The sequence below is a fragment of the Winogradskyella psychrotolerans RS-3 genome, from assembly GCF_000427335.1.
In the GTDB taxonomy this organism is placed as follows: domain Bacteria; phylum Bacteroidota; class Bacteroidia; order Flavobacteriales; family Flavobacteriaceae; genus Winogradskyella; species Winogradskyella psychrotolerans.
Map to the genome: position 1 here is coordinate 135,666 of NZ_ATMR01000124.1, position 23,536 is coordinate 159,201.

Below are 23,536 nucleotides of genomic sequence, written 5' to 3' on the forward strand. Positions count from 1 at the left end.
TACTTCGTATTATGGTGCTCAATTTTAAGCGATTCGAAAAATAAACTTTGTAAAGTCAAAAAAAAGCTCAATATTTGCAACGTAATAAATGAATATTCTGGCTGCTAAGCGAAGTCGAAGTGAGCTAAATTGCAACTAAAATCAGATTAAAAATTAGAAACTATGAGTTTATGTATAACATATCAAAACGATCCAAAAGGAATTCTGCCTTTTGTGATGCTTCGTGATTATCGTTAGATAAACTTTTCAAATTTATAAATGAAAAATCCGAAGCCAGTTAAATACTGTTTCGGATTTTTTGTTTTCCACAATTAGCGATTCTGCTAAACATATTTCCACAAACAGTAATTATAAAACGAACTTTATGTCATTCTGAGCACAGCGAAGAATCTCATGTACAGTTCAAATGAAACTATAAATATTTAAAAAAGAGATCCTGAATCCAATTCAGGACAATGAAAACCATGGACACGAATTTGTTAAACAACTACGTGCTTAAAGCCATAGATGCTTATCCATACGAACTAGAAGAAACAGTAGAAAATCTAAACTACGCCTTATCCTATGAATCTAACAATGCTTATGCCTTGTATTTAATGGGACGTTTACAAGCCGAACAATTTGGCGATTACGAAAAAGCCAAGCACTATTATGCAGAGGCTTTGGCAAGCAAACTCGATTTTCACAAAGTGTATGCGCACTACATTTTAGTTTTAATATGGAATGAAGATTACGACGAAGCTCAGAAATTAATTGATTTCGCATTGACTGTCAAGGGAGTCTATAAAAGTGAAATCCACCTGTTTCAAGGGTATGTTTATGAATGTCTTCAGAAGTACAAGAAAGCATTAAAGGCTTTAAAGCTCGCAAAGCGAATTGCTTATAACAACAGTTACGTCAGTTTTATAGATTCTGAAATGAAAAGAATCAAAAACAAAATGAAACCTAAAAAGACTAAAAAAACCAAGAGCAAGAAGAAAAAGAAGAATAAAATAAAAAATAATTTAACTACGCAAAAAGATTGCGCATTAGCTTGAAATATTTGCAGAGTAATTAATTAGAAGTCTTTTTGGAATCAGATTTTTAAAAGTAGCGCTCTGTTAGAAAAGGAATCTAGCAGAGCTTAATAAAAGTTCTTTATCATAATAAAAACGGAAGCATTGAGCAATTGGTTGGCTCATCAGACTGAAATGCGTTTTTACGCATTCAACGAATCTTATTTATAAAAATAAAAATTGTTGAGTTAAAATCTGGTTTTTTTAAGCCTGTAGGTTTGAAATGCCTAGCATTCACGAACACCAAAATAAAATAATAAAGCAGTGAGTAGTCCTACTGCTTCCACATCAAGGGAACTGTTTTCCGTAACCAATGACAGTTAGAGGAAATTAATATAATCTGTAATTTATGATAAGGTGTAGCAAATATGCAAGTCCCAAATCAATTAGCAGAATTGAACATCAAAATTCAGAAATAATGAGCGAAGAGATGAAGATGCGAAGCAAAGCTTCAAGCACGAAATCTCGAAAGTGAATGATGCTTTAGCAAATGTAAAGCATTCACGAATACCTTATTAAACAATATGTATTTAATGAGTAATTCCTACATTTTGATTGTGATTTTTTGGTTCGTTTTGCATCAAGGCAAAATGAATATGAAGAAAAAGATAGGTAAAGCTTAAAAAAGTTCTTTAAAATAAAAACTGAGAAGATATCGATTGGTTGTTTACTCGCTTTGGATGCGAGAGGTTGCAGGTTCGAAATGCAAAGCATTCACGAATACCTAATTATCAATTAATAGCAAATGAGTAATCCTGCTTCTCAGACTGAGATTCCTGCTTTCGCAGGAAGTAATATCAAGCAAGTCTTGTTAAGTGTTTCTGTATAGCACTATTGTATAAATCCTTACTATTTAGTATGAGGATATTATATGCAACTTGACTTGAAGGCTTCGGTTATTAGCCAAATAATAACCGCCATCTATGTACACAGGTTCGAATCCTGTCTTCTCTAACGGGAAGTAGCTAAGTTCGGTTAAGCAGTAGATCAATGTGTAGGTTCGAATCCTACCAAGACCAAAAGGTCTTGTGGCGAAATTGGTAGACGCGCAACACTTTAGATGTTGTATTTGAAATGGACTCATAATCCATATTCCCGAAGAAGGTCACTTTTAAAAATCGACCACCAAGTGCGTCACACTTTAAATGGCAAAAACAAAGTGAACTAAAACTCGCAACAGCAACTAGTTGTTAGTGCAGTCTAGAAAACACCTTGACATACAAATTGTATTGTAGGTCGCTTTAGGTATTCTTTTAAAGATTCATTTTTCAATTATAGTTTCGGCAATCGTCGTTTCAACATTGATAAATCATCTGCAAAACAATTCTTAAAACACTTAAAATCGATTGTATTTCCGTAGTTAGAAAGATGGTTTTATTTCGCTTTGTTAGTGAAACTTGTTTTTGAAAAGTCTAAAAGACGCATTCAAAAATAATAGTGGAACTAATCCCGCTGAAGAGCGGGATCTTTTTGAATAGTCATTCCGGAAAACGGAATTCTATTATAAATGTATAACCGTTCTGAAGTAAAAAAAAGAAAACTAAAGGACAAAAAATTAGAAATCATGCATAGAGAAAGAATTAATGCAGGTACAGTAGGTTTGGTGTTTAAAAATGGTAATTACACGCGTGTTATTACAGAAGGAAAGCATTGGATAAAATTTAGCGAGCAAGTCTTAAGATGCGATTTGTCACAAGCTTTCAGTGCGCCAAAAGCATTAGAAATCTTGCTTAAAGATGAGGTCTTAGCAGCAATGTTAACCCTAGTTGACGTAAAAGATAACGAGATTGTTTTGGTTTACGAAAACAAAACTTTAAACGCATGTTAACTGCTGGTCGTTATACATTTTGGAACAGCTTAATTGACTACAAATTTGTAACTGCCGATTTAAGTAAAATCGAAATTACAGAAGACATCAGTAAAGCCTTGTATAGCAATATGCAATTGCGTCAATACATTAGAACTTTTGAAGTTGCTGCTTTTGAAAAAGCCATTATGATTGTTAATGATACGTTTGTTAAAATCTTAGAGCATGGGACTTATCATTTCTGGAAAAACGAGCAAACCATTAAAATAGCAAAAGCCGATATGCGTCAATTGCAATTAGAAGTTGCTGGTCAAGAGTTATTGACCAAAGACAAAGCGACAGTTCGTATTAACTTTTATGCACAATTCAAGGTTACAGACGTTGAAACAGCGTTGATGCATAACAAAGATTACGAAAAACAATTGTACACAATTTTGCAATTGGCATTAAGAGCGTTTGTTGGCGCTTATACTTTAGACGAATTGTTAGAGCAAAAGGAAACCATTGCAACAGCCGTTTTAGAAGATGTAAAAACACAAGCTCAAAAATTGGGTGTTATTGTATTGCATTCTGGTATTAGAGACGTCATTTTACCAGGTGATATGAAAGACATCATGAACCAAGTTTTGATTGCTCACAAAAAAGCGCAAGCTAATGTAGTAACCAGACGAGAAGAAACAGCTTCTACTAGAAGCTTGTTAAATACCGCGAAATTAATGGAAGATAACAGCATGTTGTTTAAATTAAAAGAGATGGAATATGTTGAGAAAATTGCTGATAAAATTGGCGAAATTACAGTTGCTGGCAACGGTAACGTCATTGAACAATTAAAGGATATTTTCTCTGTAAATAAGTAAATTCTATAATCCTGTAAGGTTTCAAAAACCTTGTAGGTATTATAAGTAGCCAAACCTACAAGGTCAAAAAAAGACCTTGCAGGATAAATAAAATTCAAGTACGCAAAAATATTGCCCAGCACACTATAATATTTGTAGTGTGATATAAATGTCATTCAGGGTGTCACACTGAGCGCAGTCGAAGTGCAAAGCGAAGAATCTCAATGAAAAAAAAGTATTAATTTAATAAGATTCCCACTTTCGTGGGAAATGAATATGAAAACTAGAATAACAGGTCACGATTTAAAAGCCTTAGGTTTTACACAAGGGAAATGGATGAAAGAAGCCATTACTTATATTAATGACAACAAATTAGAAGGAGAAGAAATAGAAACGTATTTAGAGCAATTTAAATCACCAGATCCTATTGCTCTACATAAAACACCTATTGACTTTTCTATAAACATAAAAGCAGAAAACGAAGAAGAGAAAGACAATGTAGATAAGGTGATTAACTCAATGCAAACCTTAATGAAAACACCAACATTAGTTGATGGAGCCATTATGCCAGATGCTTGTCCTGCTGGTCCAGACGGAACCATTCCTGTTGGTGGTGTTGCGGTTGCCAAAAATGCGATTCATCCAGGAATGCATAGTGCAGATATTTGTTGTTCTGTGATGCTAACCGATTTCGGAAAAGGAGATCCAAAAGCTATTTTAGATGCAGCGCATGCTAATACTCATTTTGGTCCTGGTGGACGCGATAGAGATTCACAGTTTCGTTTTCCGAAGGAGCTATTAGACGCTTTTGAATCTAACTATTTTTTAAATGATGGTAACATGTTGCAGATTGCAAGATCGCATTTAGGAACCCAAGGCGATGGTAACCATTTCTTGTTTGTTGGTAAATCTAAAAAAACAGGAAACACAATGATGGTCACACATCATGGATCTAGAGGTCCTGGTGCACGTTTGTATACAAAAGGTATGAAAATCGCGGAACGTTTTAGAAAGGAATTATCGCCAGAAACTAATAAACAAAATGCATGGATTCCTTTTGAAACCGAAGAAGGAAAATCGTATTGGGACGCGTTACAAATCATAAGAGACTGGACTAAAACTAATCACGAAGTGTTGCATAATTCAGTTGCAGAATCTTTAGAAATAGCTATTGAAAACCGTTACTGGAACGAACACAACTTTGTTTTTAAGGATGGTGATTTGTTTTACCATGCAAAAGGTGCAACACCTTTGGATGCGAAGTTTATGCCAGATATTACAGGACCACGATTGATTCCTTTAAACATGAGCGAACCCGTTTTAATTGTTGAAGGTAATACAACTAAAACCAATTTAGGTTTTGCGCCACATGGTGCAGGTAGAAACGTGAGTAGAACACAACATAGAAAAAGTAAAACTGGTTCTACAATGCAAATTTTTAAAGAGGAAACAAGAGGTTTAGATATCCGATTTTTCTCAAAGGAAATTGATATAGCCGAGTTGCCATCGGCTTATAAAAACGCACAAAACGTAAGAAACCAAATGGAAGAATACGGTTTAGGTAAAGTCATTGACGAAGTGATGCCTTATGGTTGTATTATGGCTGGTGATTGGCAGAAAAATGCGCCTTGGAAGATTAGGCGAGAGAAAGGTAATAATTCAAAGAGAAAGACGCGTTAATTGATAACAAGACTTGTTGGGTTTTCAAAATTTGAAAGATTAAAATATTATTCAAAAAGGAAAAAAATAGTCTGACTTCGGTTGCTCTGCTTTTTTTAATTAAAGAGAGTAGTAGTTAGAGTAGTAGTTAGAAAAGTTGCTAATTATGAGGTTATTAAAAATGAAAAAGGATGAACAGTTGTTCATCCTTTTTGCCCCAAATCTACCATAAACTTAACCTACTTATGTTATGGTGAGTCAAATATAAGTGGACAATATTGTAAGTAATGCATTTTTTTGGATAAACGACCTATATATTAGTCTAAGCGTGGAAAGTGCAATGTTTATAAGATAATAACTGTATAAATACACATTACGTATAATTATAGGCCTTAAAATATTATTTCAATAAAGCGCATAAAAAAAGGTGAACGAAGTTCACCTTTTTTTGCCCCAAATCTACCATGAACTTAACCTACTTATGTTATGGTGATACCAATGTATATTTAATTTGTTAAAACAAATCAATAATCGGCTTAAATACATATTTATCCGACAAAAAACATTTTTTATCGGATAAAAGGTTTTGTTTACTGTGTTTTAGTAAGCACGTTCTTTATTTCCTTCGAAAAAATTAATAAAAGCTCTGTTTACAACTCTATTTCCTCCAGGTGTAGGATAATCTCCTGTAAAATACCAATCGCCTAAGTTTTTAGGACAGGCTTTGTGCAGATTTTCAACGGGTTGAAAAATAATTTTAACTTCGGCTTTTATGTCTTCACCACCTAATAAATCCGAAATCTTATCAGAAATTTGTTCATCTGTAAAATTAGCATAAATCTCTTTGACATAATTTACAATATTCTTATCCTTCATATGGACTTGCGCTAGACATTTCTTATAAATCTCTTCTACAATATGATACTGATTATTATCTTTTAATAGCTCTAAAGCGGCTTTAAAAGCGATGAGTGTTTCAAGGTTTGCCATGTCTATACCATAACAATCAATATAGCGTATTTGAGGAGCAGAAGAAACCACAACTATTTTCTTAGGGTTTAATCGGTCCATCATTTTAATGATACTCTTTTTAAGCGTTGTACCTCTTACAATACTATCATCAATGATTACTAAGTTGTCTGTAGGTTTTATAACACCATATGTAACATCATAGACGTGCGCCACTAAATCGTCTCTACTACTATCTTCGGTAATAAAGGTTCTTAGCTTTACATCTTTAATGGCTATTTTCTCAATTCTTGGGCGTTCAGATAAAATTTCGGTAACCTTCTCTGCTGATAATTGACCATTACCATTTAATATGGATTCTGTTTTCTTTTCGTTAAGGTGATCTTCAACGGTTTCAATCATACCATAAAATGAGGTTTCCGCCGTATTAGGTATGTATGAAAACACACTATTTTTAGTGTCATTATTAATCGCTTCAAGGACTTTAGGCATTAATAATCGACCAAGCATTTTACGCTCTTGGTAAATTTCAGCATCACTACCACGAGAAAAATAAACGCGTTCAAAAGAACAAGCTTTACGCTCTAACGGCTCTAATATTTTCTTGATTTTTGTTTCACCAGATTTTTTGGTGATGATGGCGTGTCCTGGATCTAATTCTTTTACCGATTCAAAAGGGACATTAAATACGGTTTGAATTACAGGGCGTTCTGATGCTACCACAACAATTTCATCATCTTTATAATAATAAGCTGGTCTAATACCAGAAGGATCTCTTAATACAAAAGAATCTCCATGGCCTAATAAACCTGCCATAGCATAACCACCATCCCAATTTTTGGCGGCATGCTTTAATATTTTACCAACTTTTAAACGTTCTGCAATTAATGGAGAACACTCATTTTTATTGTAACCTTCTTTTTTAAGGTCTTTATAAATTTTTGAAACGGCATCATCTAAAAAATGACCGATTTTTTCCATTACCGTAATGGTGTCGGCTTTCTCTTTTGGATGCTGACCTATTTCAATAAGATTATCGAAAAGTTCATTAACATTCGTCATGTTAAAGTTACCAGCGACAATAAGGTTTCTATGCATCCAATTGTTTTGTCTTAAAAACGGATGTACACTTTCTACACTATTTTTACCAAATGTACCATACCTAACATGGCCCAATAATACTTCGCCTATGTACGGAATGTGTTTTTTCTGTAAATCAACATCGTCTTGGTATTCCGGATGAGTTGTAAGCTCGTGGTTAATACGTTCGTTAATTTGAGCAAAAATATCCTGTATCGGTTGTTGCGCAATAGATCGCACTCGACTGATGTAACGTTCTCCGGGCTTCACGTCTAATTTAATACTTGCAAAACCAGCTCCGTCTTGTCCACGGTTGTGCTGTTTTTCCATCATTAAATACATTTTGTTAACACCATAGAAAGCACTTCCATACTTTTCTTTATAGTATTCTAATGGTTTTAAAAGTCTAATAAGTGCAATTCCGCACTCATGTTTTAACGCATCACTCATGATTAATTTTTTCCGCTATTTATTTTATATGAAATAAAAAACGCGCTCAATTTCTGAGCGCGTTAGTTTATGTTAATTCTATATCAAATTGAGTCAGACTCTTAAATTGGTCTAGACGTTTGTAAATTTCTTTATCAGTTAAATTTTGCATGCGCTCGGTGCCAAATTTTTCGACACAGAAGGAGGCAAGCGTTGAGCCGTAGATGACGGCTGTTTTCATATTCTCAAAAGAGAAATCACCCGTTTTAGCTAAATACCCAGCAAAACCACCGGCAAATGTGTCACCAGCACCTGTTGGATCAAACACTTCTTCTAAAGGCAAAGCAGGAGCGTAGAATACATTATCATCATGAAACAATAAGGCTCCGTGTTCTCCTTTTTTAATCACTACATATTTTGGACCCATTTCTTGAATCTTTCTTGCGGCAACTACTAAAGAATATTCTCCAGTTAACTGTCTTGCTTCTTCGTCATTAATGGTAATGACATCGACGTTTTTAATTACAGAAAGCAAATCATCTAAAGCGATGTCCATCCAGAAATTCATAGTGTCTAAAATGGCTAACTTTGGTTTTTTAGTCATTTGGTTGAGCACACCTTGCTGTACAAGTGGGTGTAAATTACCTAACATCACAACATCTGCATCTTTATAGTTTTCTGGAACAATAGGATTAAAATGCTCTAAGACATTTAACTCAGTTGTTAACGTGTCACGAGAGTTCATATCGTTATGATACTTGCCACTCCAAAAGAATGTTTTACCGTCTTTTACAATTTCGATACCTTCAATATCAACGTTTCTATCTTTTAAAAGATCTAAATATTCTTGAGGAAAATCGCCACCAACAACAGAAACTGCTGCAGAATCTACATTGAAATTTGAAGCTGATAAACCTATATAGGTTGCTGCTCCGCCAAGAATTTTATCGGTTTTACCAAAAGGTGTTTCAATAGCATCAAAGGCTACAGTACCAACAATTACTAATTTACTCATAAAAGTAGTTTGAATTAAAGTGCAAATTTACGTAAAATATATTCCTTGTGAAACATGAAATGCGACATTCCAATTGGGATATAATTCTTATTAAAGTAAACCTGCTACCTTTTTAATAGTGTTTAAGATTTGCTAAAAGAGTTTAGCAATCATTATAATTCTGAAACAAAAAAAAGCCACAATTTTTACATTGTGGCTTTTTTGTGTAAGTTTTTTATAAAGTATTATAATTTAACAATACCAATATGCATTAAGTCTCCGCTTACAGCAATCGCAGTATTACCTATGAAATAGCTAATATCAACAACATCATTTGCAGCAAAGTCATGTTGAAATGTACCTGAAGCACCAAAAAAATCTTGTGAAGGCAGGTTTACTACACCTCTTGTTAAATATCCAGTACGGATTCCATTTTTAAATACTCCAAAAACGTATTTTACATTACCAGATTCTAAATTTCTAGTTGCCCAACTTGCATTGATTAAATAAGTTCCAGCTTTTAAAATCTTTATTTTTCCATTGCTTACCACTTGAAAATAATCGGTATTGATACTTGTAGTATGACTAGCTCCTAACGGGAAAGAATCGAAATTAGATGAATTACTAGTGGTAGGTATACTTCCACCATTTATATTTCTATACATAGTTAAAGATGGTGTGCCTTCTTCTTCAGCAGTTAAACGTTTCCAACTGTCTGTATAAATTTCTAAACTCTGAGTTGTTGTATTGTAAATGGTAAGACCTTCTGCTGGTGATGCAATAAGATCGCGTTCTGCAGTTGTAAGTCTAGGTAATAATAGTCCTGCTTCTGTACTTTTTAATTCTAAAATACTTGATGCGTCTGGAGTGTCTGTTCCAATACCTACTTGAGCAAAAGATGCAGTTGTTAGTATTAAAAATAGACCTATTAGTGTTAAATTTGATTTCATTTTTGTTATAATTAAGGGGATTTAGCGACAAATAAACATTAAAAATTTAAAGAATCAAACTTCATAGACAATTATTTAAAAATGAGCGGTTATGCTTTATAAACCGTGTTTAGGTAGAAAAAACACTAATATTTTTAATATATAGGATGTTATGTTATTGACATAGTGGTTTTTAATTCGGTAAAATTAGATTCGAAGGTTGAATTTGAATTTCAGATTTAGATAAAAATTATAAAATACTTAGTTTTTCATTTTATATTTTGTAATCTATTGAATTTTAGTGGTTAAGATGTATTAGTGTCTATTGCGGAGTATAATTAAATATTGTTTCATTTGAATAATAAGAATTATTAGCGTTTATTGCGCGTTCCCATTAAAACTTAACTCATATGAAATACAATTTTTTAATATTATTTTCAATACTTTATTGTTTAAATCTTAACGCTCAAGATTTATCAAAAACAATGACTGTTGCTCCTGGTACTTCAATTTCAATTGCAGCTGGTACAACACTATCCGCAGCAGAATTAAACCTTAAATCTACTTCAGATAGTTTTTCTAGTGTTATGTTAGATGGGACTATTACTCCATCAACAGTAGTTAATTACGACCGATATGTCAATGTTGTAGGAACTTCTGGAGTAAATGGCGGTAATGATTTAATTTCATTGCCAGTTAAAACTTCGGTTGCCACTTTTGGTGATTTTTTAAATTATAGTGCAGATTATGGTTCAACAACAAATTCAGCAACAATGCCAACTAATGGTTCTGTTTATGCTTTTGGTCCTTATGATAATGGTAACAGATCTTACACTAACTATGCATCAGCTACAGTAGGTAATGGAGACGTCTTAGAACGTGCTGTTGGTTATAGAGCAGCGACTAATTTAGGTGGCACTTTAAGATTTACAGGTACAATTTCTAAGGTTACAGAAACGGTTAGTATAACAACAGCTGAGGAATATAAATGGAACTCTGTTGGAAATCCATACCCTACCTATTTAGATTCACAAGCGTTTTTAACAGAAAATGCATCAAGTTTAGATGAAGAGGCTGGAGCTATATACGCTTATAATAATGGAGCAGGGTCTGGACCTGGGGTTATAGGGAACTTTACTATAATAAACGATTTAGTAAATACAACGTGGAAGATTGCACCTGGCCAAGGATTTTTAGTTGCTAATGCTGGTACTACACCAAATGACATCAACTTTACCACTTCGATGCGTGTGTTTAGTGGTGAGGATGATTTTATAGCAGGAAGAGATGAAAATGTGAATCAAATGTTGAGGTTAAAAGCAGAACACTCCAACGCTAACTTTGCGACAGAGATTTATTTTAATAATAATTCTAGCATAGGATTAGATCCTGGTTATGATGCCAGACTTTTTGGAGAGTCTTCACTTAGTTTTTCATTATACTCGCATTTAGTGGAAGATAATGTTGGCACAAGTATGGCAATTCAAAGTTTAGGGACTTCAGACGTTAATGATGTTGTAATTCCTTTAGGGCTTAAAGTAGCACAAGGACAACAAGTAACGCTCAGTATTGAGAATACGACGTTGCCAAACGATGTTGAAGTGTATCTTGAAGATAATCTTACAAATACATTTACCTTATTAAATGAAGGTAATTATACGTTTGTTGCAAATACAACGCTAGCAGGAACTGGACGGTTTTATTTAAGAGTTGGTAATTCAACATTGTCTCAAATTGATAATGCGCTTAACAGCTTAAATCTATATGCAGCTAATCAGAAGATTTTTGTAAAAGGTCAATTATTAGAAACAACACAAGTTGATGTGTATGATACATTAGGACGTTTAGTAATGGGCTCTAGTTTAGAAACAGGATCTCATACAAATGAAATTGACGCGACACAATTAAATGCTGGTATCTATGTGGTTAAATTAACTAATGGAAAACAAGAACTTACCAAAAAAGTGATTCTTAAATAATTTTAAGAAACGTTATAATTTTAAAGGGTTAGTTATTAAATCTTAATTTAATAACTAACCCTTTTTTTGTACCATTCTTTAAGATTAAATAAAGTAACATTCTAAAGTCACTGTGATCTCAATAAGGTGTTTTTAGCCGACTTAGAGTATTATACAGCGTGCATTGTTACTTTCTGCCAAAATCCGCAGGAATCTCTCCCCAAGCCTTTGTTTCCCACTTTACAATAGTGGTAGTATATTCATTGGTTTTTAGCCACTGCACTGCACGATCTACTAAATCGTAAACCGGTTTATTTTTGGCACTACGTTTTAGCTTCGAATTACACGTTTTTTTGCGTACCCAACTCATAGCGGTTCTAGAATCTGTATACATAATACGCTCGCTCTTATGTTGCTTAAGAAAGGCTAAACCATGAACTAAGGCTAAAAACTCACCTATATTATTAGTGCCTTGTTCAAAAGGACCTTGAATAAAGAGCTGTTTTTTTGTCTTTGTATCCACTCCTCTATATTCCATAATGCCAGGATTTCCGCTTGAAGCGGCATCTACTGATATAGAATTATAATTAGGCAGACCTATTTTTTTAAGTTCAGCATCAGAAAGTCCACTCGAAAACGATTTATTCTTTCCTATATAGTCAAAGTAATTCCCTTCTAATGCTTTTTCGGCTTCATCACGCGTAGCGAATGATTTGTATTGTGCGCCTTGGTAATCTTTAATTTGGGCTTTACAGGCGTTCCAAGTATTAAAGACTCCTTTTTTATGGCCTTGCCAAACGGTATAATATTTTTTTTCTTTTTGCTCATGTTTACCTCCCGTGAAAACGGGAGTCTCTTTGTGTTATTCTGAACGGAATTAAGCATCTATAAAAGATGCTTCGACTTGCTCAGTATGACATCTGAATTATTGATTTAATGTTTTCTCAACCACCTTAGGAAAGTGCTCCATTTCCAATAAATGAATCTTTTCAGCGACATCTTCTGCTGAATCTGTCGACAAAACAGTGCATTTTGCTTGAAAAATAATGGCTCCTTCGTCATAATTTTCGTTTACATAATGTATCGTAATGCCAGTTTCGGTCTCTTTATTTTCCACAACAGCGTTATGAACATTCATTCCATACATACCCTTTCCTCCATATTTTGGCAGTAATGCAGGGTGTATATTTATCACTTTATTAGGATATGCTTTGAGTATGAACTCTGGAAACTTCCAGAGAAAACCAGCTAACACAATAAGATCTGGTTGAGATGTTTTTAGGATGTTTAAGACATCTTCAGACTTAGAGAAAGCAATCCTATTGAATGATAAGGCGCTAATATTTAGTTTTTTACAGCGATCCAAAACTTTGGCATGAGGATTGTTAGTTAGTACTTGGATAACAGACGCATTATCGCTGTTGTGAAAAAACTTAATTAAATTTTCAGCATTAGAGCCACTTCCGGACGCAAAAATTACAACACGTTTCATTTACAGGTATATTTCTTCAAATTATTCAAACAAAAAAAGAATAATAATTAACAATTAGGGTATAACTTAAAATACTTCTGTTTATTTTTACTAAATTAAAAACACATTTTATCGGTAAAGATGAATATTCAAATAAAGTTTTTATTTTTGCCATCTAATTAAAACTTAAATTAAAAAATTATGTCAGACATTGCATCACGAGTAAAAGCGATTATCGTAGATAAATTAGGTGTTGATGAAAACGAAGTTGTAACTGAAGCAAGCTTCACAAACGATTTAGGAGCGGATTCATTAGATACTGTAGAATTAATAATGGAATTCGAAAAAGAATTCGATATTCAAATACCAGACGATCAAGCTGAGAACATTGCTACAGTTGGTCAAGCGGTTTCTTATATAGAAGGAGCAAAATAATAACTCAAATTTTATGGAATTAAAGCGAGTCGTAGTAACGGGTTTAGGTGCACTTACGCCAATAGGAAACACAATAGATGAATATTGGGATGCTCTTATTAATGGTAAAAGTGGTGCCGCTCGTGTAACACATTTTGACCCTGAAAAGTTCAAGACAAAGTTCGCTTGTGAAATAAAAAACTTTGAGGTTACTGACTTTATTGATAGAAAGTTGGCAAAGCGAATGGATAAGTTTTCACAGTATGCAATGGTCGCTTCGGATGAAGCAATTGCAGACTCGAAACTAGATTTAGACGCTGTAAACAAATTAAGAGTCGGAGTCATTTGGGGAGCTGGTATTGGTGGTTTAGAAACATTTCAAGAAGAAGTGTTAAACTTTGCTGCTGGTGACGGAACACCCCGATTCAACCCGTTCTTCATTCCAAAAATGATTGCTGATATAGCGCCAGGAAACATATCTATAAAATATGGTTTTATGGGTCCTAACTATACTACCGTATCTGCATGTGCGTCTTCTGCAAATTCAATGATCGATGCCTTAAACACAATTCGTTTAGGTACTTGTGACGTGATTATTACAGGAGGAAGTGAAGCTGCAGTTACTATCGCTGGTATGGGAGGGTTTAATGCTATGCATGCTATGAGTACGCGAAATGATGATCCACAAACAGCTTCTAGACCATTTGATGCTAACCGCGACGGTTTTGTATTAGGTGAAGGTGCTGGTGCGATTATCTTAGAAGAGTATGAGCATGCTAAAGCAAGAGGAGCTAAAATCTACGCAGAAGTTGTAGGTGGAGGTTTATCTTCAGATGCCTATCATATGACAGCCCCACATCCTGACGGAATTGGTGTTGTTGCGGTAATGAAAAATTGTTTAGAAAATGCTGGTTTAAATCCTGAAGATGTAGATCATATTAATACACACGGAACTTCGACACCTTTAGGTGATGTTGCCGAGTTAAAAGCTATATCTGAAGTATTTGGCAGTCATGCTAAAAACATTAATATTAATTCAACAAAATCGATGACAGGTCACTTGTTGGGTGCTGCTGGAGCTATTGAGTCTATTGCCTCTATATTAGCTATGCAGCATGGTATTGTACCACCAACAATCAACCACGAAACGGTTGACGAAAACATCGATCCAGAATTAAACTTAACGCTCAATAAAGCTCAGAAACGAGATATTAAAGTCGCGATGAGTAATACCTTTGGATTTGGCGGACACAACGCCTGTGTATTATTTAAAAAACTAGATTAATCCTGAATGAGTTTCATTCGTAACATATTAAATTCCCGTTCTCAAGAAGACGGGAATTTTTTTTAAAAATTAAGGATATCCTTGGGTTCAAACCTAAGACTAAAGCACTCTACATCACTGCTTTTACCCACCGTTCTATGAATTTAAAGGACGATAAAGGTAATACCATTAATTATGAGCGCTTAGAATTTGTTGGTGATGCCATACTAGGGTCTGTAATTGCTGCATATCTATTTGAAAAAGTACCGCATGGTGATGAAGGCTATCTCACAAAAATGCGTTCTAAGGTTGTTAGTAGAGAACATCTTAATAAATTAGGTGAAGAGTTAGGACTTATAAATCTTGTTGAAAGTAAAATTCCAACATCTAATTTTGGAAATAACATTCATGGTAATCTTTTTGAAGCTTTAGTTGGTGCTATTTACTTAGATAAAGGCTATCGTTTTTGCGAAAAATTTATTTACAAACGAGTTATTAATCCGCATGTAGATATTGAATCTTTAGAAGGTAAAGTTATTAGCTATAAAAGTTTACTAATAGAGTGGTGCCAAAAAGAGAAGAATACTTTTGATTACGATGTGTATGAAGATACAGGTAAGGATGAGTTAAAGCATTTTTCAGTAAAACTGACGATAAATAATAAAGTAGTTTCTAAAGCTAGGGCAACATCCAAGAAAAAAGCAGAAGAAAAGGCATCTAAACGCGCATTTTTTGCTTTACAAAATCAAATCACTAAGCTACAATAGTATTTAATCTCTTAACAGAATTAAATCAACAGAACTATAACGTTTTCGTAGATTTTGAGAGCTAATCTTAGCATTTTCTTAATAAACTTACGTTATTATTATACTATATTTACACTTCAAAGTTATAATTGTATGGCTTTACACAAACTTCAGGTAGATGATTTCTACGATGATTCCTATAAATTAATTGCGATTCATTGTAGGGTAGAAGATTATCGATTGGCCTATTTGCTGAACAAGCATTTAGAGCTTAAGTTAGAACGTAAGGATGCAGATATAGACTTTAAATATTTAGAATCCTCATACAGTATTTTTGAATGGGATAATGAAACAGAATACGTGATGTGGAATTTAATTTCTAACGTCTGTAAGAAGGAGGAAGATAGTTTGCACAGTACAGGAACATTATTTAATGATACTGAAAAAGTACTTAAAACATTTCATTTAATTCCTGAATTTAAGAAGGTAGACTATTTTATTAAAATTTCAGACGAAATACAGAATGTAGATGAAAATCGTATTCTAAATAAGTTAAAAGCCATTCCGCAAATTATAACAAGTTATACGGTAGATCCGTTAAAAATAAGGTCAAAAGACCATTTAATTTTTTGAATTGATGTCAAACAAGAAAACAAAAATAGTAGCCACATTAGGTCCTGCAACGAGCACCAAAGAAGTATTGAAAGCAATGCTAGATGAAGGCTGTAATGTATTTAGAATTAATTTCTCTCATGCTGATTATAAAGACGTTGAAGAACGTATTAAAATGATTAGAGAACTCAACGAAGAGTTTGGTTATAACGCTTCAATTTTAGGAGATCTTCAAGGTCCTAAATTACGTGTTGGAACTATGAAAGGTGAAGTATTTGTAAATCCTGGTGACGAAATTATTTTTGCTACAGGCGAACGTTTCGAAGGCACAAAAGAACGCGTCTACATGACGTATGATAAGTTTCCACAAGACGCAAAACCAGGCGAACGGATTTTATTAGATGACGGAAAATTAATTTTTGAAGTTGTATCTACAGATCAAGTTTCTGAAGTAAAGGCAAGAGTTATACAAGGAGGTCCTTTAAAATCGAAGAAAGGAGTTAACCTTCCAAATACAAATATTTCGCAACCTGCATTAACAGAAAAAGATATTGAAGATGCTATTTTCGCCATTGGGCAAAAAGTAGATTGGATCGCTTTATCATTTGTGCGTCATGCAGAAGATTTAATGGAATTAGAACAGTTGATTTCTCAACATAGTGATCATAAAATTCCAATTATAGCTAAGATAGAAAAGCCAGAAGCTGTTGAAAATATAGACAAGATTGTTGCGTATTGTGATGGTTTAATGGTAGCTCGTGGTGATTTAGGTGTTGAAATTCCTGCGGAAGAAGTTCCGTTAATTCAAAAGCAGTTAGTGCTAAGAGCTAAACGTGCTAGAATTCCTGTAATTATTGCGACTCAAATGATGGAAACCATGATTACGAGTTTAACACCAACACGTGCAGAGGTTAATGATGTTGCCAATTCAGTGATGGATGGTGCAGATGCTGTAATGTTATCTGGTGAAACATCTGTTGGACAATATCCTGTTCAGGTCATTCGTCAAATGTCAAATATTATACGAAGTGTAGAAGATTCACCACTTATTGAAGTGCCACAATCTCCTCCACATATTCGTACTAAGCGTTATATAACTAAAGCAATTTGTTATCACGCGGCTAATATGGCAAACGAGATTAATGCAAAAGCGATTTCTACATTAACAAATAGTGGCTATACAGCGTTTCAGATTTCGGCTTGGAGACCATCTGCTCATATTTTAGTATTTACATCAAACAGACGTATTTTAACGCAACTTAGTTTACTTTGGGGTGTTACAGCGTTCTATTATGACAAATTTGTAAGCACAGATGAAACGATAGAAGATGTAAATGCCATAGCATGTAAAAAAGGGTATTTAGAAGTCGGTGATATGTTAATTAGTTTAGCAGCAATGCCAATACAAGATAAAGGAATGGTAAATACATTACGAGTTTCAGAAATTGAAAGTTGTAGTTTTTAGAGACTAGCCTTAATAATTAAGATAAACGAAATGCAGTATTGTTGTTAAACGATACTGCATTTTTTATGTTGAAAAATGTATGGTTTAATCTGAATTCCTATTACATAGAATTATATATAAAATTAAAAGCTAAATTTTAATTGAACACTAACGCTTTTTTTTCTTGATCTGATGGTTTGGGTTTTTTAGGCTTTTCTGTATTTAAATTAGACAAAGAGATGCCTAGCAATCGAACAGAATTATTCAACTTATTTTGGTAAAGTAAATCTTTAGCGGTTTCTAATATAATGGATGTATCACTTACATAATAGGGTAACGTTTTACTTCGTGTTTGCAACGTAAAGTCGCTATATTTTATTTTTAAAGTTATGGTTTTACCAGAGACTTTATTTTTAGTAAGTCGTTTTGAAACTTCTTCTGATATATGCTCTAATTTTTCCAGCATAAAAATTTCTGAAGATAGATTTTTGCTAAACGTTCGTTCTGCTGCTAATGATTTTCTAATTCGGTTGGGTTTAACTTCACTGAAATGAATGCCGCGTACAACATCATAGTAATAGCGTCCAGATTTACCGAAGTTTTTATCTAAATACTCTAAGGATTTTAATTTTAAATCTTTTCCTGTAAAAATGCCTTTTTGATACATTTTTTCAGCTGTGACTTTGCCTACACCATAGAATTTTCTAATGTCTAAATCTTCTAAAAATTGAAAGACATCTTCTGGATTTACTGTTTTCTGTCCGTTGGGTTTATTGTAATCGCTAGCTACTTTAGCGATAAATTTATTAATAGAGATACCTGCGGAAGCCGTTAAGCCAACTTCGTTAAAAATTCGTTGTCTTATCTCTTCAGCAATTAATGACGCACTAGGGAATCCTATTTTGTTTTCTGTGACATCTAAATAGGCTTCATCTAGCGACAATGGCTCTACCAAATCCGTATATTCTAAAAAAATCTTGCGAATGCGTTTAGAAATTTCAGTATAACGTTCAAAATCTGTTTTTACAAAAATCAGTTCCGGACATAGTTTTATAGCCAACCGGCCAGACATGGCACTTTTTACTCCAAATTTCCGAGCTTCATAGCTCGCAGCACTAACAACACCCCGTGTGCCACCACCTCCAACAGCAATCGGTTTACCTTTAAGTTCCGGATTATCCATTTGCGCTACAGAGGCATAAAATGCATCCATATCGACATGAATTATCTTTCTTATTGGTAAATCGTTAATCATACTGTAAATTTAGGCATTAAATGCCTTTTAAATTATAATTATTAAGACTTGTGATGATTGAAATAGAACGAAAATTTTTGGTAAACTCTGATGCTTTTAAAACAGAAGCATATATGTCCTACTCTATAAAACAGGGTTTTTTAAATAGTGATAAAGCCCGAACAGTTAGAGTAAGATTAAAAAATGACAAAGGCTACTTAACGGTTAAAGGAAAATCTACAGCCAATGGTTTATCTCGTTTTGAGTGGGAGAAAGAAATTTCTAAATCCGATGCTGAAGCCTTATTACTTCTTTGTGAACCAGGAATTATTGATAAAACACGATATGAAGTAAAATCTAATGATCATATTTTTGAAATTGATGAATTTTATGGTGATAATGAAGGTTTAATTGTTGCTGAAGTTGAATTGAATTCTGAAAATGAATCGTATAAAAAACCACATTGGCTGGGTAAAGAAGTCACAGGAGATCTTAAATATTATAATTCTTTATTAATTAAAACACCTTATAAACTATGGAAACATTAAAACGAGTACTAATCTTATTGGTTTTTATTTTCGGCGTTGTCTCTTGCAAAGAGGAAGCTAAATCCGAAAGTATTAAGGAGGAACCAATTGTTATAGAGCCTAAAGATAAAGTTACTGAAGAAGCTGAAGAAGCTGAAGCTCCTAAAGTAGAAAAACAGTCTATTGCTGTTTTAAAAGGGGAATTGACTGCAAAAGGGTTTAAAGTTTTTGATTATGTAAATGAGAAAACAAAAGATACTGTATTAATGCAACAATACTTTATGGCGTTTCTTAAAGATGGACCAATTCGAAACCAAAATGAAGAAGAAGTTGTGATACTTCAAGAAGAGCATTTAGCACATTTGGGGAAAATGTACGATTTAGGTTATGCCGATATTTCAGGACCTTTTGGTGATGATGGTGATATAAGAGGCATTACTATTTATAATGTGCCAACACAAAAAATGGCGGATAGTTTAGCTAATTCGGATCCAATGGTTAAAGCAGGTCGATTGATAATTGAAATGCATCCTTGGTGGGCAGCAAAAGGTTATAATTTGCGATAACAAATGTTGGCGGTAATTAGAACAAATGACGAATACAATATATAAAATAGAAAAAAAGGAATATGAAAGTGTAGTTGAACTTTGGGAATCTTCAGTTCGAGCAACGCATCACTTCCTAAAAGAAGAAGATATTGAATATTTTAAACCCTTAATTTTAAATACGTATTTAGATGTGGTTGAGTTAAGATGCATCAAAAATAATGATAAAAAAATAGTTGGTTTTCTTGGAGTTGCTGAACAAAATTTAGAAATGTTATTTATTCACCCTGAATATAGAGGGAAAAGCATTGGAAAAACGCTATTAAATTATTCAATTAACCAATTAAATGTGAAAAAAGTTGATGTCAATGAACAGAATGAGCAGGCAGTAGGGTTTTACAAACATTGTGGGTTTAAAACTATAAAACGCTCTGAATTGGATGCTTCTGGAAAACCATACCCAACATTACATATGGAATTAAAAAATAATTACAGCGAACCACGTGTGTCAAAAATACTGGATTAATTATTAAACAAAGATTGTTATATTTTTTTGTTACGTCTGAGTTTCCTTCATAAATTCCTTACATGCAAAAGTGCAACCTTTCAATTCACGAAACCGTTAAATACAAAAAAGCTCTGAAGTAATTCAGAGCTTTTTTTATGTTATTATAATAAGATTTTGTTTATTCTGCAGCAAGTGTTCCGCTAACAATAATAAACTCAGAACGTCTGTTTTCAGAATGTTGTTCTTGGGTACAACCTGTTGAACAATCTACTTTAGGCTCAGTTTCCCCTTTACCTTCTCCAGAAATACGAGATGCATCGATACCCTTAGATATGACATACTGGACCGTAGTTTTTGCTCTACGCTCAGAAAGTGCATTGTTATAAGAATCTGTTCCTCTATTATCTGTATGTGATGTTGCTTTAATAACCATATTAGGATATTTCGTCATGATTTGAACTAACTTATCCAACTCAAAAGCTGCTTGAGCTGTGATGTTAGACTGATCAAAATCGAAGAAAATTGGCGCTAAATCAATAGTTTCCGCTGCAATTAGCTTCTCAATAGGATCTAAAGAAATTTGAACATTATTTTCTTCTTCGTTAGTACCTTTTACCTGTACTTTCTTACTATCAAAGCCATCAATTACAACTTCTAACTCGGTATCTTGTTCACATTCTACAATGAATTCAACAACACCTTCTGCGTTCGTTGTTTTAGAAACTACTTTATTTCCTTCGGCATCAAATAAAGAAACAGATGCACCACTTAGAGGTTCGCGAGTTTTATCGTCTAATACTGTTGTAGTGATTAATACGTCGCAAAGTGGTTGTAGTTTTTTAAATGTATACACATCATCACTACCTTTTCCTCCATCTCTATTAGAAGATACAAACCCTTCATCACTCTCTTCATCAATAGTGAATGCAAAATCATCTCCGTTACTGTTGATAGGAATACCAAGGTTACGGATAGGTGCCATTTTTCCGTCAATTTCCTTTGTGTAAAAAACGTCTAATCCACCAAGACCTAAATGACCTGTTGATGAAAAGTAAAGCGTATTATTACTACTGATGTAAGGGAACATTTCTTGTCCTTCTGTATTTACTTTTTGACCTAAATTTTCTGCTTCACCTACAGTACCATCATCGTTTATTGCTGCTTTGTAAATATCAAAGTCACCAAAACCACCTGGCATATTTGAAGCAAAGTATAATGTTTTACCATCTGCACTTACTGCTGGGTTTTTAACTGAATAGTTTTCACTATTAAACGCTAACGCTTCTACAGTATCCCAGTCCTTACCTAATTTTGTAGCTTTAAATAAATAAACTTGACTAAATTTTCTATTACTTAAAGAATCTTTTTGAAAATCTTTTTCATAAAAGCTTTCTCTAGAAAAATACATGGTTTTACCATCTGGTGAAAATGATACTAAACCTTCGTGGTATTTAGTATTAATTTTGTTATTCACTAACTCAGCTTCTTGGTAGGTGTCATCTGTATTTTTAGTAATTGTATAAATGTCTAAAAACGGTTGATCGTTCCATCCATAAGTTTTACGACTATCGTTACGACCAGATGTAATGTATAATTTACCATCGTTCATAATCCCACCGAAATCTGACTGCTCAGAGTTAAAGTCAGCATTCTGAACATTAAACTTTTTACCTTGTTCTAATATTTTAGGAAGGTAATTAGGGTTTTTCTAAATGCTGCAGCACGATGATCAGAAGGACGCATTGAAGCAAAACGTTCCATTTGCGCATTAGATGCTTCGTACTTACCATTTGCTTTTAGCATTTGTGAATACTTATATACCATCTCTGGCTTATCTGATGTCTCCAATGCTTTGGCGTACCAGCGTTCAGCAGCTTCAGTATTAAAGATGTTATAATAACTTTCAGCAAGTTGTGCGTAAACATAAGCATCAGCTTCACCTTTATCTACGAGCTTATTATAGCTTTCTATAGCTTTTACAAATTCGTATTGTGCAAATTGCTTATCTGCTTTTTTGGTATCTTTATTCTGAGCAGTTAAGTAAAAGCCGCTCATCAATGTAATCAATAATAATATTCTATAGTTTTTCATAATTGTTTTAGCTTAACTGATTAAAAGTATCTAGGTGAACGAGAAACACGTTTCGAAAAATTAAGATCAAATAATAACATGATCTCGTGAGATGCTGGTGCATACGCTTTGATGTCTGACGATATAGCGTCATAAGCATAACCAATCCTTAGAGAAGGCGTTAAAGCAAAATTAACTAAACCTGAAAATGAATCGTCTAATCTATATGACGCACCAATTTCAAATTTCTTATAGAACCTTGCATTGACGTTAACATCAAATGATGTTGGTGCATCAAATGCAGACTTTACCATTACAGAAGGCTTCAATTCTGTATTAGGTGAAAGATCAAACACATAACCACCAGTTAAGAAATAGTGCTGTGTTTCTGATCCTATTTTATAACCATCAGCATCTAAATGAACCGATGATAATAAATTTGGTACTGATAAAGAGACATAGTATTTGTCGGTATAATAAAAGAAACCTGCTCCAATATTAGGTGTTGTACTACTAATATCTTGTGCGAAGAATGGATCTGTATTATCTACAACACTCACATCAGAGTTTAGGCCAATGTCGTGAAATGTAGCTCCAGCTTTTACTCCAAATGCTAAACGGTGTTCTCCACCTAATTGTAAGGTGTAAGAAACATCTACATAAGCATTGGTTTCCTTAACCGGACCAATTCGGTCTGAAATGACAGATAAACCTAACCCAAGGTTATTGCCAATAGGTGTGTGACCAAAAAACGTTCCTGTTTCTGGTCCTCCATCAATCTTAGTCCATTGATTTCTGTATAATAGTCCAAAAGAAAGATTTTCTTTTGAGCCTGCATACGCAGGATTAATGACATTCATATTATACATGTACTGCGTGTACTGAGGGTCTTGTTGCCCATGCATCTGAAATGCTAAAAGCAAAACCGCTATAATAGAGAGTTTTTTCATTATAATAAGTTGATTCTGTTAGTTAATTAATTCTA

Annotated in this window: 17 protein-coding genes and 4 pseudogenes; 13 read left to right on the forward strand and 8 right to left on the reverse strand. The window is 33.7% G+C overall.

The features are described 5' to 3' along the window. Positions 1–464: 464 nt before the first annotated feature. The 4 genes from ADIWIN_RS12375 to ADIWIN_RS12385 all read left to right on the forward strand — a co-directional run bounded on the left by ADIWIN_RS12375 (position 465) and on the right by ADIWIN_RS12385 (position 5,378). The gene (locus ADIWIN_RS12375) at positions 465–1,037 is read left to right on the forward strand and encodes a hypothetical protein (protein WP_051155463.1); all 573 of its coding nucleotides are present in this window, start codon (positions 465–467) and stop codon (positions 1,035–1,037) included. 1,582 nt (positions 1,038–2,619) lie between these two features. Beyond that, positions 2,620–2,883: an SPFH domain-containing protein gene (locus ADIWIN_RS21425; RefSeq protein WP_020897524.1), complete on the forward strand. Its 264-nt coding sequence runs from the start codon at positions 2,620–2,622 to the stop codon at positions 2,881–2,883. Then, a complete protein-coding gene (locus tag ADIWIN_RS12380) occupies positions 2,877–3,719 on the forward strand; it encodes a slipin family protein (RefSeq protein ID WP_020897525.1) in 843 nt (280 codons plus the stop codon). The genes ADIWIN_RS21425 and ADIWIN_RS12380 overlap by 7 nt, the downstream gene beginning before the upstream one ends. A 249-nt stretch (positions 3,720–3,968) precedes the next feature. Next, entirely contained in the window at positions 3,969–5,378 is a 1,410-nt protein-coding gene (locus ADIWIN_RS12385) for an RtcB family protein (protein ID WP_040757216.1), read from the forward strand. Positions 5,379–5,957: 579 nt separating this feature from the next. Here ADIWIN_RS12385 and ADIWIN_RS12390 read toward each other — a convergent pair. The 3 genes from ADIWIN_RS12390 to ADIWIN_RS12400 all read right to left on the reverse strand — a co-directional run bounded on the left by ADIWIN_RS12390 (position 5,958) and on the right by ADIWIN_RS12400 (position 9,779). Further along, positions 5,958–7,856: an amidophosphoribosyltransferase gene (locus ADIWIN_RS12390; protein ID WP_020897527.1), complete on the reverse strand. Its 1,899-nt coding sequence runs from the start codon at positions 7,854–7,856 to the stop codon at positions 5,958–5,960. A 67-nt stretch (positions 7,857–7,923) separates the two neighbouring features. Beyond that, positions 7,924–8,850, reverse strand: a complete 927-nt coding sequence (locus ADIWIN_RS12395; protein ID WP_020897528.1) for a PfkB family carbohydrate kinase — start codon at positions 8,848–8,850, stop codon at positions 7,924–7,926. A gap of 224 nt (positions 8,851–9,074) precedes the next feature. Further along, positions 9,075–9,779, reverse strand: a complete 705-nt coding sequence (locus ADIWIN_RS12400) for a phage tail-like protein (RefSeq protein ID WP_020897529.1) — start codon at positions 9,777–9,779, stop codon at positions 9,075–9,077. Positions 9,780–10,168: 389 nt separating this feature from the next. Between ADIWIN_RS12400 and ADIWIN_RS12405 the strand changes: the two genes are divergently transcribed. Further along, the gene (locus ADIWIN_RS12405; RefSeq protein WP_020897530.1) at positions 10,169–11,737 is read left to right on the forward strand and encodes a T9SS type A sorting domain-containing protein; all 1,569 of its coding nucleotides are present in this window, start codon (positions 10,169–10,171) and stop codon (positions 11,735–11,737) included. A gap of 166 nt (positions 11,738–11,903) precedes the next feature. Here the strand turns inward: ADIWIN_RS12405 and ADIWIN_RS12410 are convergent. Then, positions 11,904–12,539, reverse strand: a pseudogene (locus ADIWIN_RS12410) (ribonuclease H1 domain-containing protein); the annotation flags it as partial. 102 nt (positions 12,540–12,641) lie between these two features. Next, the gene (gene purN, locus ADIWIN_RS12415) at positions 12,642–13,208 is read right to left on the reverse strand and encodes a phosphoribosylglycinamide formyltransferase (protein ID WP_020897532.1); all 567 of its coding nucleotides are present in this window, start codon (positions 13,206–13,208) and stop codon (positions 12,642–12,644) included. Between the two features lie 180 nt (positions 13,209–13,388). On the opposite strand from purN, the gene ADIWIN_RS12420 reads away from it, so the two are divergent. The 5 genes and pseudogenes from ADIWIN_RS12420 to pyk all read left to right on the forward strand — a co-directional run bounded on the left by ADIWIN_RS12420 (position 13,389) and on the right by pyk (position 17,688). Next, positions 13,389–13,622 carry an acyl carrier protein gene (locus ADIWIN_RS12420; RefSeq protein WP_020897533.1) on the forward strand — a complete coding sequence of 78 codons (234 nt, stop codon included), beginning with the start codon at positions 13,389–13,391 and terminating at the stop codon, positions 13,620–13,622. 13 nt (positions 13,623–13,635) lie between these two features. Then, complete coding sequence (gene fabF, locus ADIWIN_RS12425) at positions 13,636–14,886, forward strand: beta-ketoacyl-ACP synthase II (RefSeq protein ID WP_020897534.1); 1,251 nt, start codon at positions 13,636–13,638, stop codon at positions 14,884–14,886. Positions 14,887–14,892: 6 nt separating this feature from the next. Continuing rightward, positions 14,893–15,632: pseudogene (gene rnc, locus ADIWIN_RS12430) on the forward strand (ribonuclease III). 132 nt (positions 15,633–15,764) lie between these two features. Further along, entirely contained in the window at positions 15,765–16,244 is a 480-nt protein-coding gene (locus tag ADIWIN_RS12435) for an IPExxxVDY family protein (RefSeq protein WP_020897536.1), read from the forward strand. 1 nt (position 16,245) lies between these two features. Then, positions 16,246–17,688 carry a pyruvate kinase gene (pyk, locus tag ADIWIN_RS12440; RefSeq protein WP_040757220.1) on the forward strand — a complete coding sequence of 481 codons (1,443 nt, stop codon included), beginning with the start codon at positions 16,246–16,248 and terminating at the stop codon, positions 17,686–17,688. A gap of 122 nt (positions 17,689–17,810) precedes the next feature. Here the strand turns inward: pyk and dinB are convergent. Then, a pseudogene (gene dinB / locus ADIWIN_RS12445) lies at positions 17,811–18,922 on the reverse strand (DNA polymerase IV). Positions 18,923–18,975: 53 nt separating this feature from the next. Here dinB and ADIWIN_RS12450 point away from each other — a divergent pair. The 3 genes from ADIWIN_RS12450 to ADIWIN_RS12460 are packed head-to-tail and all read left to right on the forward strand — an operon-like array spanning position 18,976 to position 20,499. Next, positions 18,976–19,449 carry a CYTH domain-containing protein gene (locus ADIWIN_RS12450; RefSeq protein ID WP_020897539.1) on the forward strand — a complete coding sequence of 158 codons (474 nt, stop codon included), beginning with the start codon at positions 18,976–18,978 and terminating at the stop codon, positions 19,447–19,449. Then, on the forward strand, positions 19,437–19,994 hold the full coding sequence (locus ADIWIN_RS12455) for a YciI family protein (RefSeq protein WP_020897540.1): 558 nt from the start codon (positions 19,437–19,439) through the stop codon (positions 19,992–19,994). Before ADIWIN_RS12450 ends, ADIWIN_RS12455 begins: the two co-directional genes overlap by 13 nt. A gap of 25 nt (positions 19,995–20,019) precedes the next feature. Further along, positions 20,020–20,499 carry a GNAT family N-acetyltransferase gene (locus tag ADIWIN_RS12460; protein ID WP_020897541.1) on the forward strand — a complete coding sequence of 160 codons (480 nt, stop codon included), beginning with the start codon at positions 20,020–20,022 and terminating at the stop codon, positions 20,497–20,499. 160 nt (positions 20,500–20,659) lie between these two features. Here ADIWIN_RS12460 and ADIWIN_RS12465 read toward each other — a convergent pair. Both ADIWIN_RS12465 and ADIWIN_RS12470 read right to left on the reverse strand, forming a co-directional pair. Beyond that, positions 20,660–22,572: pseudogene (locus ADIWIN_RS12465) on the reverse strand (OmpA family protein). A gap of 20 nt (positions 22,573–22,592) precedes the next feature. After that, the gene (locus tag ADIWIN_RS12470; protein WP_020897544.1) at positions 22,593–23,501 is read right to left on the reverse strand and encodes a PorP/SprF family type IX secretion system membrane protein; all 909 of its coding nucleotides are present in this window, start codon (positions 23,499–23,501) and stop codon (positions 22,593–22,595) included. Positions 23,502–23,536: the final 35 nt, after the last annotated feature.

Excerpts from the sequence above, each read along its gene's own strand:
- ADIWIN_RS12375 (WP_051155463.1), top strand. The coding sequence starts at position 465 with ATGGACACGAATTTGTTAAACAACTACGTGCTTAAAGCCATAGATGCT.
- ADIWIN_RS21425 (WP_020897524.1), top strand. The coding sequence starts at position 2,620 with ATGCATAGAGAAAGAATTAATGCAGGTACAGTAGGTTTGGTGTTTAAA.
- ADIWIN_RS12380 (WP_020897525.1), top strand. The coding sequence starts at position 2,877 with ATGTTAACTGCTGGTCGTTATACATTTTGGAACAGCTTAATTGACTAC.
- ADIWIN_RS12385 (WP_040757216.1), top strand. The coding sequence starts at position 3,969 with ATGAATATGAAAACTAGAATAACAGGTCACGATTTAAAAGCCTTAGGT.
- ADIWIN_RS12390 (WP_020897527.1), bottom strand. The coding sequence starts at position 7,856 with ATGAGTGATGCGTTAAAACATGAGTGCGGAATTGCACTTATTAGACTT.
- ADIWIN_RS12395 (WP_020897528.1), bottom strand. The coding sequence starts at position 8,850 with ATGAGTAAATTAGTAATTGTTGGTACTGTAGCCTTTGATGCTATTGAA.
- ADIWIN_RS12400 (WP_020897529.1), bottom strand. The coding sequence starts at position 9,779 with ATGAAATCAAATTTAACACTAATAGGTCTATTTTTAATACTAACAACT.
- ADIWIN_RS12405 (WP_020897530.1), top strand. The coding sequence starts at position 10,169 with ATGAAATACAATTTTTTAATATTATTTTCAATACTTTATTGTTTAAAT.
- purN (WP_020897532.1), bottom strand. The coding sequence starts at position 13,208 with ATGAAACGTGTTGTAATTTTTGCGTCCGGAAGTGGCTCTAATGCTGAA.
- ADIWIN_RS12420 (WP_020897533.1), top strand. The coding sequence starts at position 13,389 with ATGTCAGACATTGCATCACGAGTAAAAGCGATTATCGTAGATAAATTA.
- fabF (WP_020897534.1), top strand. The coding sequence starts at position 13,636 with ATGGAATTAAAGCGAGTCGTAGTAACGGGTTTAGGTGCACTTACGCCA.
- ADIWIN_RS12435 (WP_020897536.1), top strand. The coding sequence starts at position 15,765 with ATGGCTTTACACAAACTTCAGGTAGATGATTTCTACGATGATTCCTAT.
- ADIWIN_RS12450 (WP_020897539.1), top strand. The coding sequence starts at position 18,976 with ATGATTGAAATAGAACGAAAATTTTTGGTAAACTCTGATGCTTTTAAA.
- ADIWIN_RS12455 (WP_020897540.1), top strand. The coding sequence starts at position 19,437 with ATGGAAACATTAAAACGAGTACTAATCTTATTGGTTTTTATTTTCGGC.
- ADIWIN_RS12460 (WP_020897541.1), top strand. The coding sequence starts at position 20,020 with ATGACGAATACAATATATAAAATAGAAAAAAAGGAATATGAAAGTGTA.
- ADIWIN_RS12470 (WP_020897544.1), bottom strand. The coding sequence starts at position 23,501 with ATGAAAAAACTCTCTATTATAGCGGTTTTGCTTTTAGCATTTCAGATG.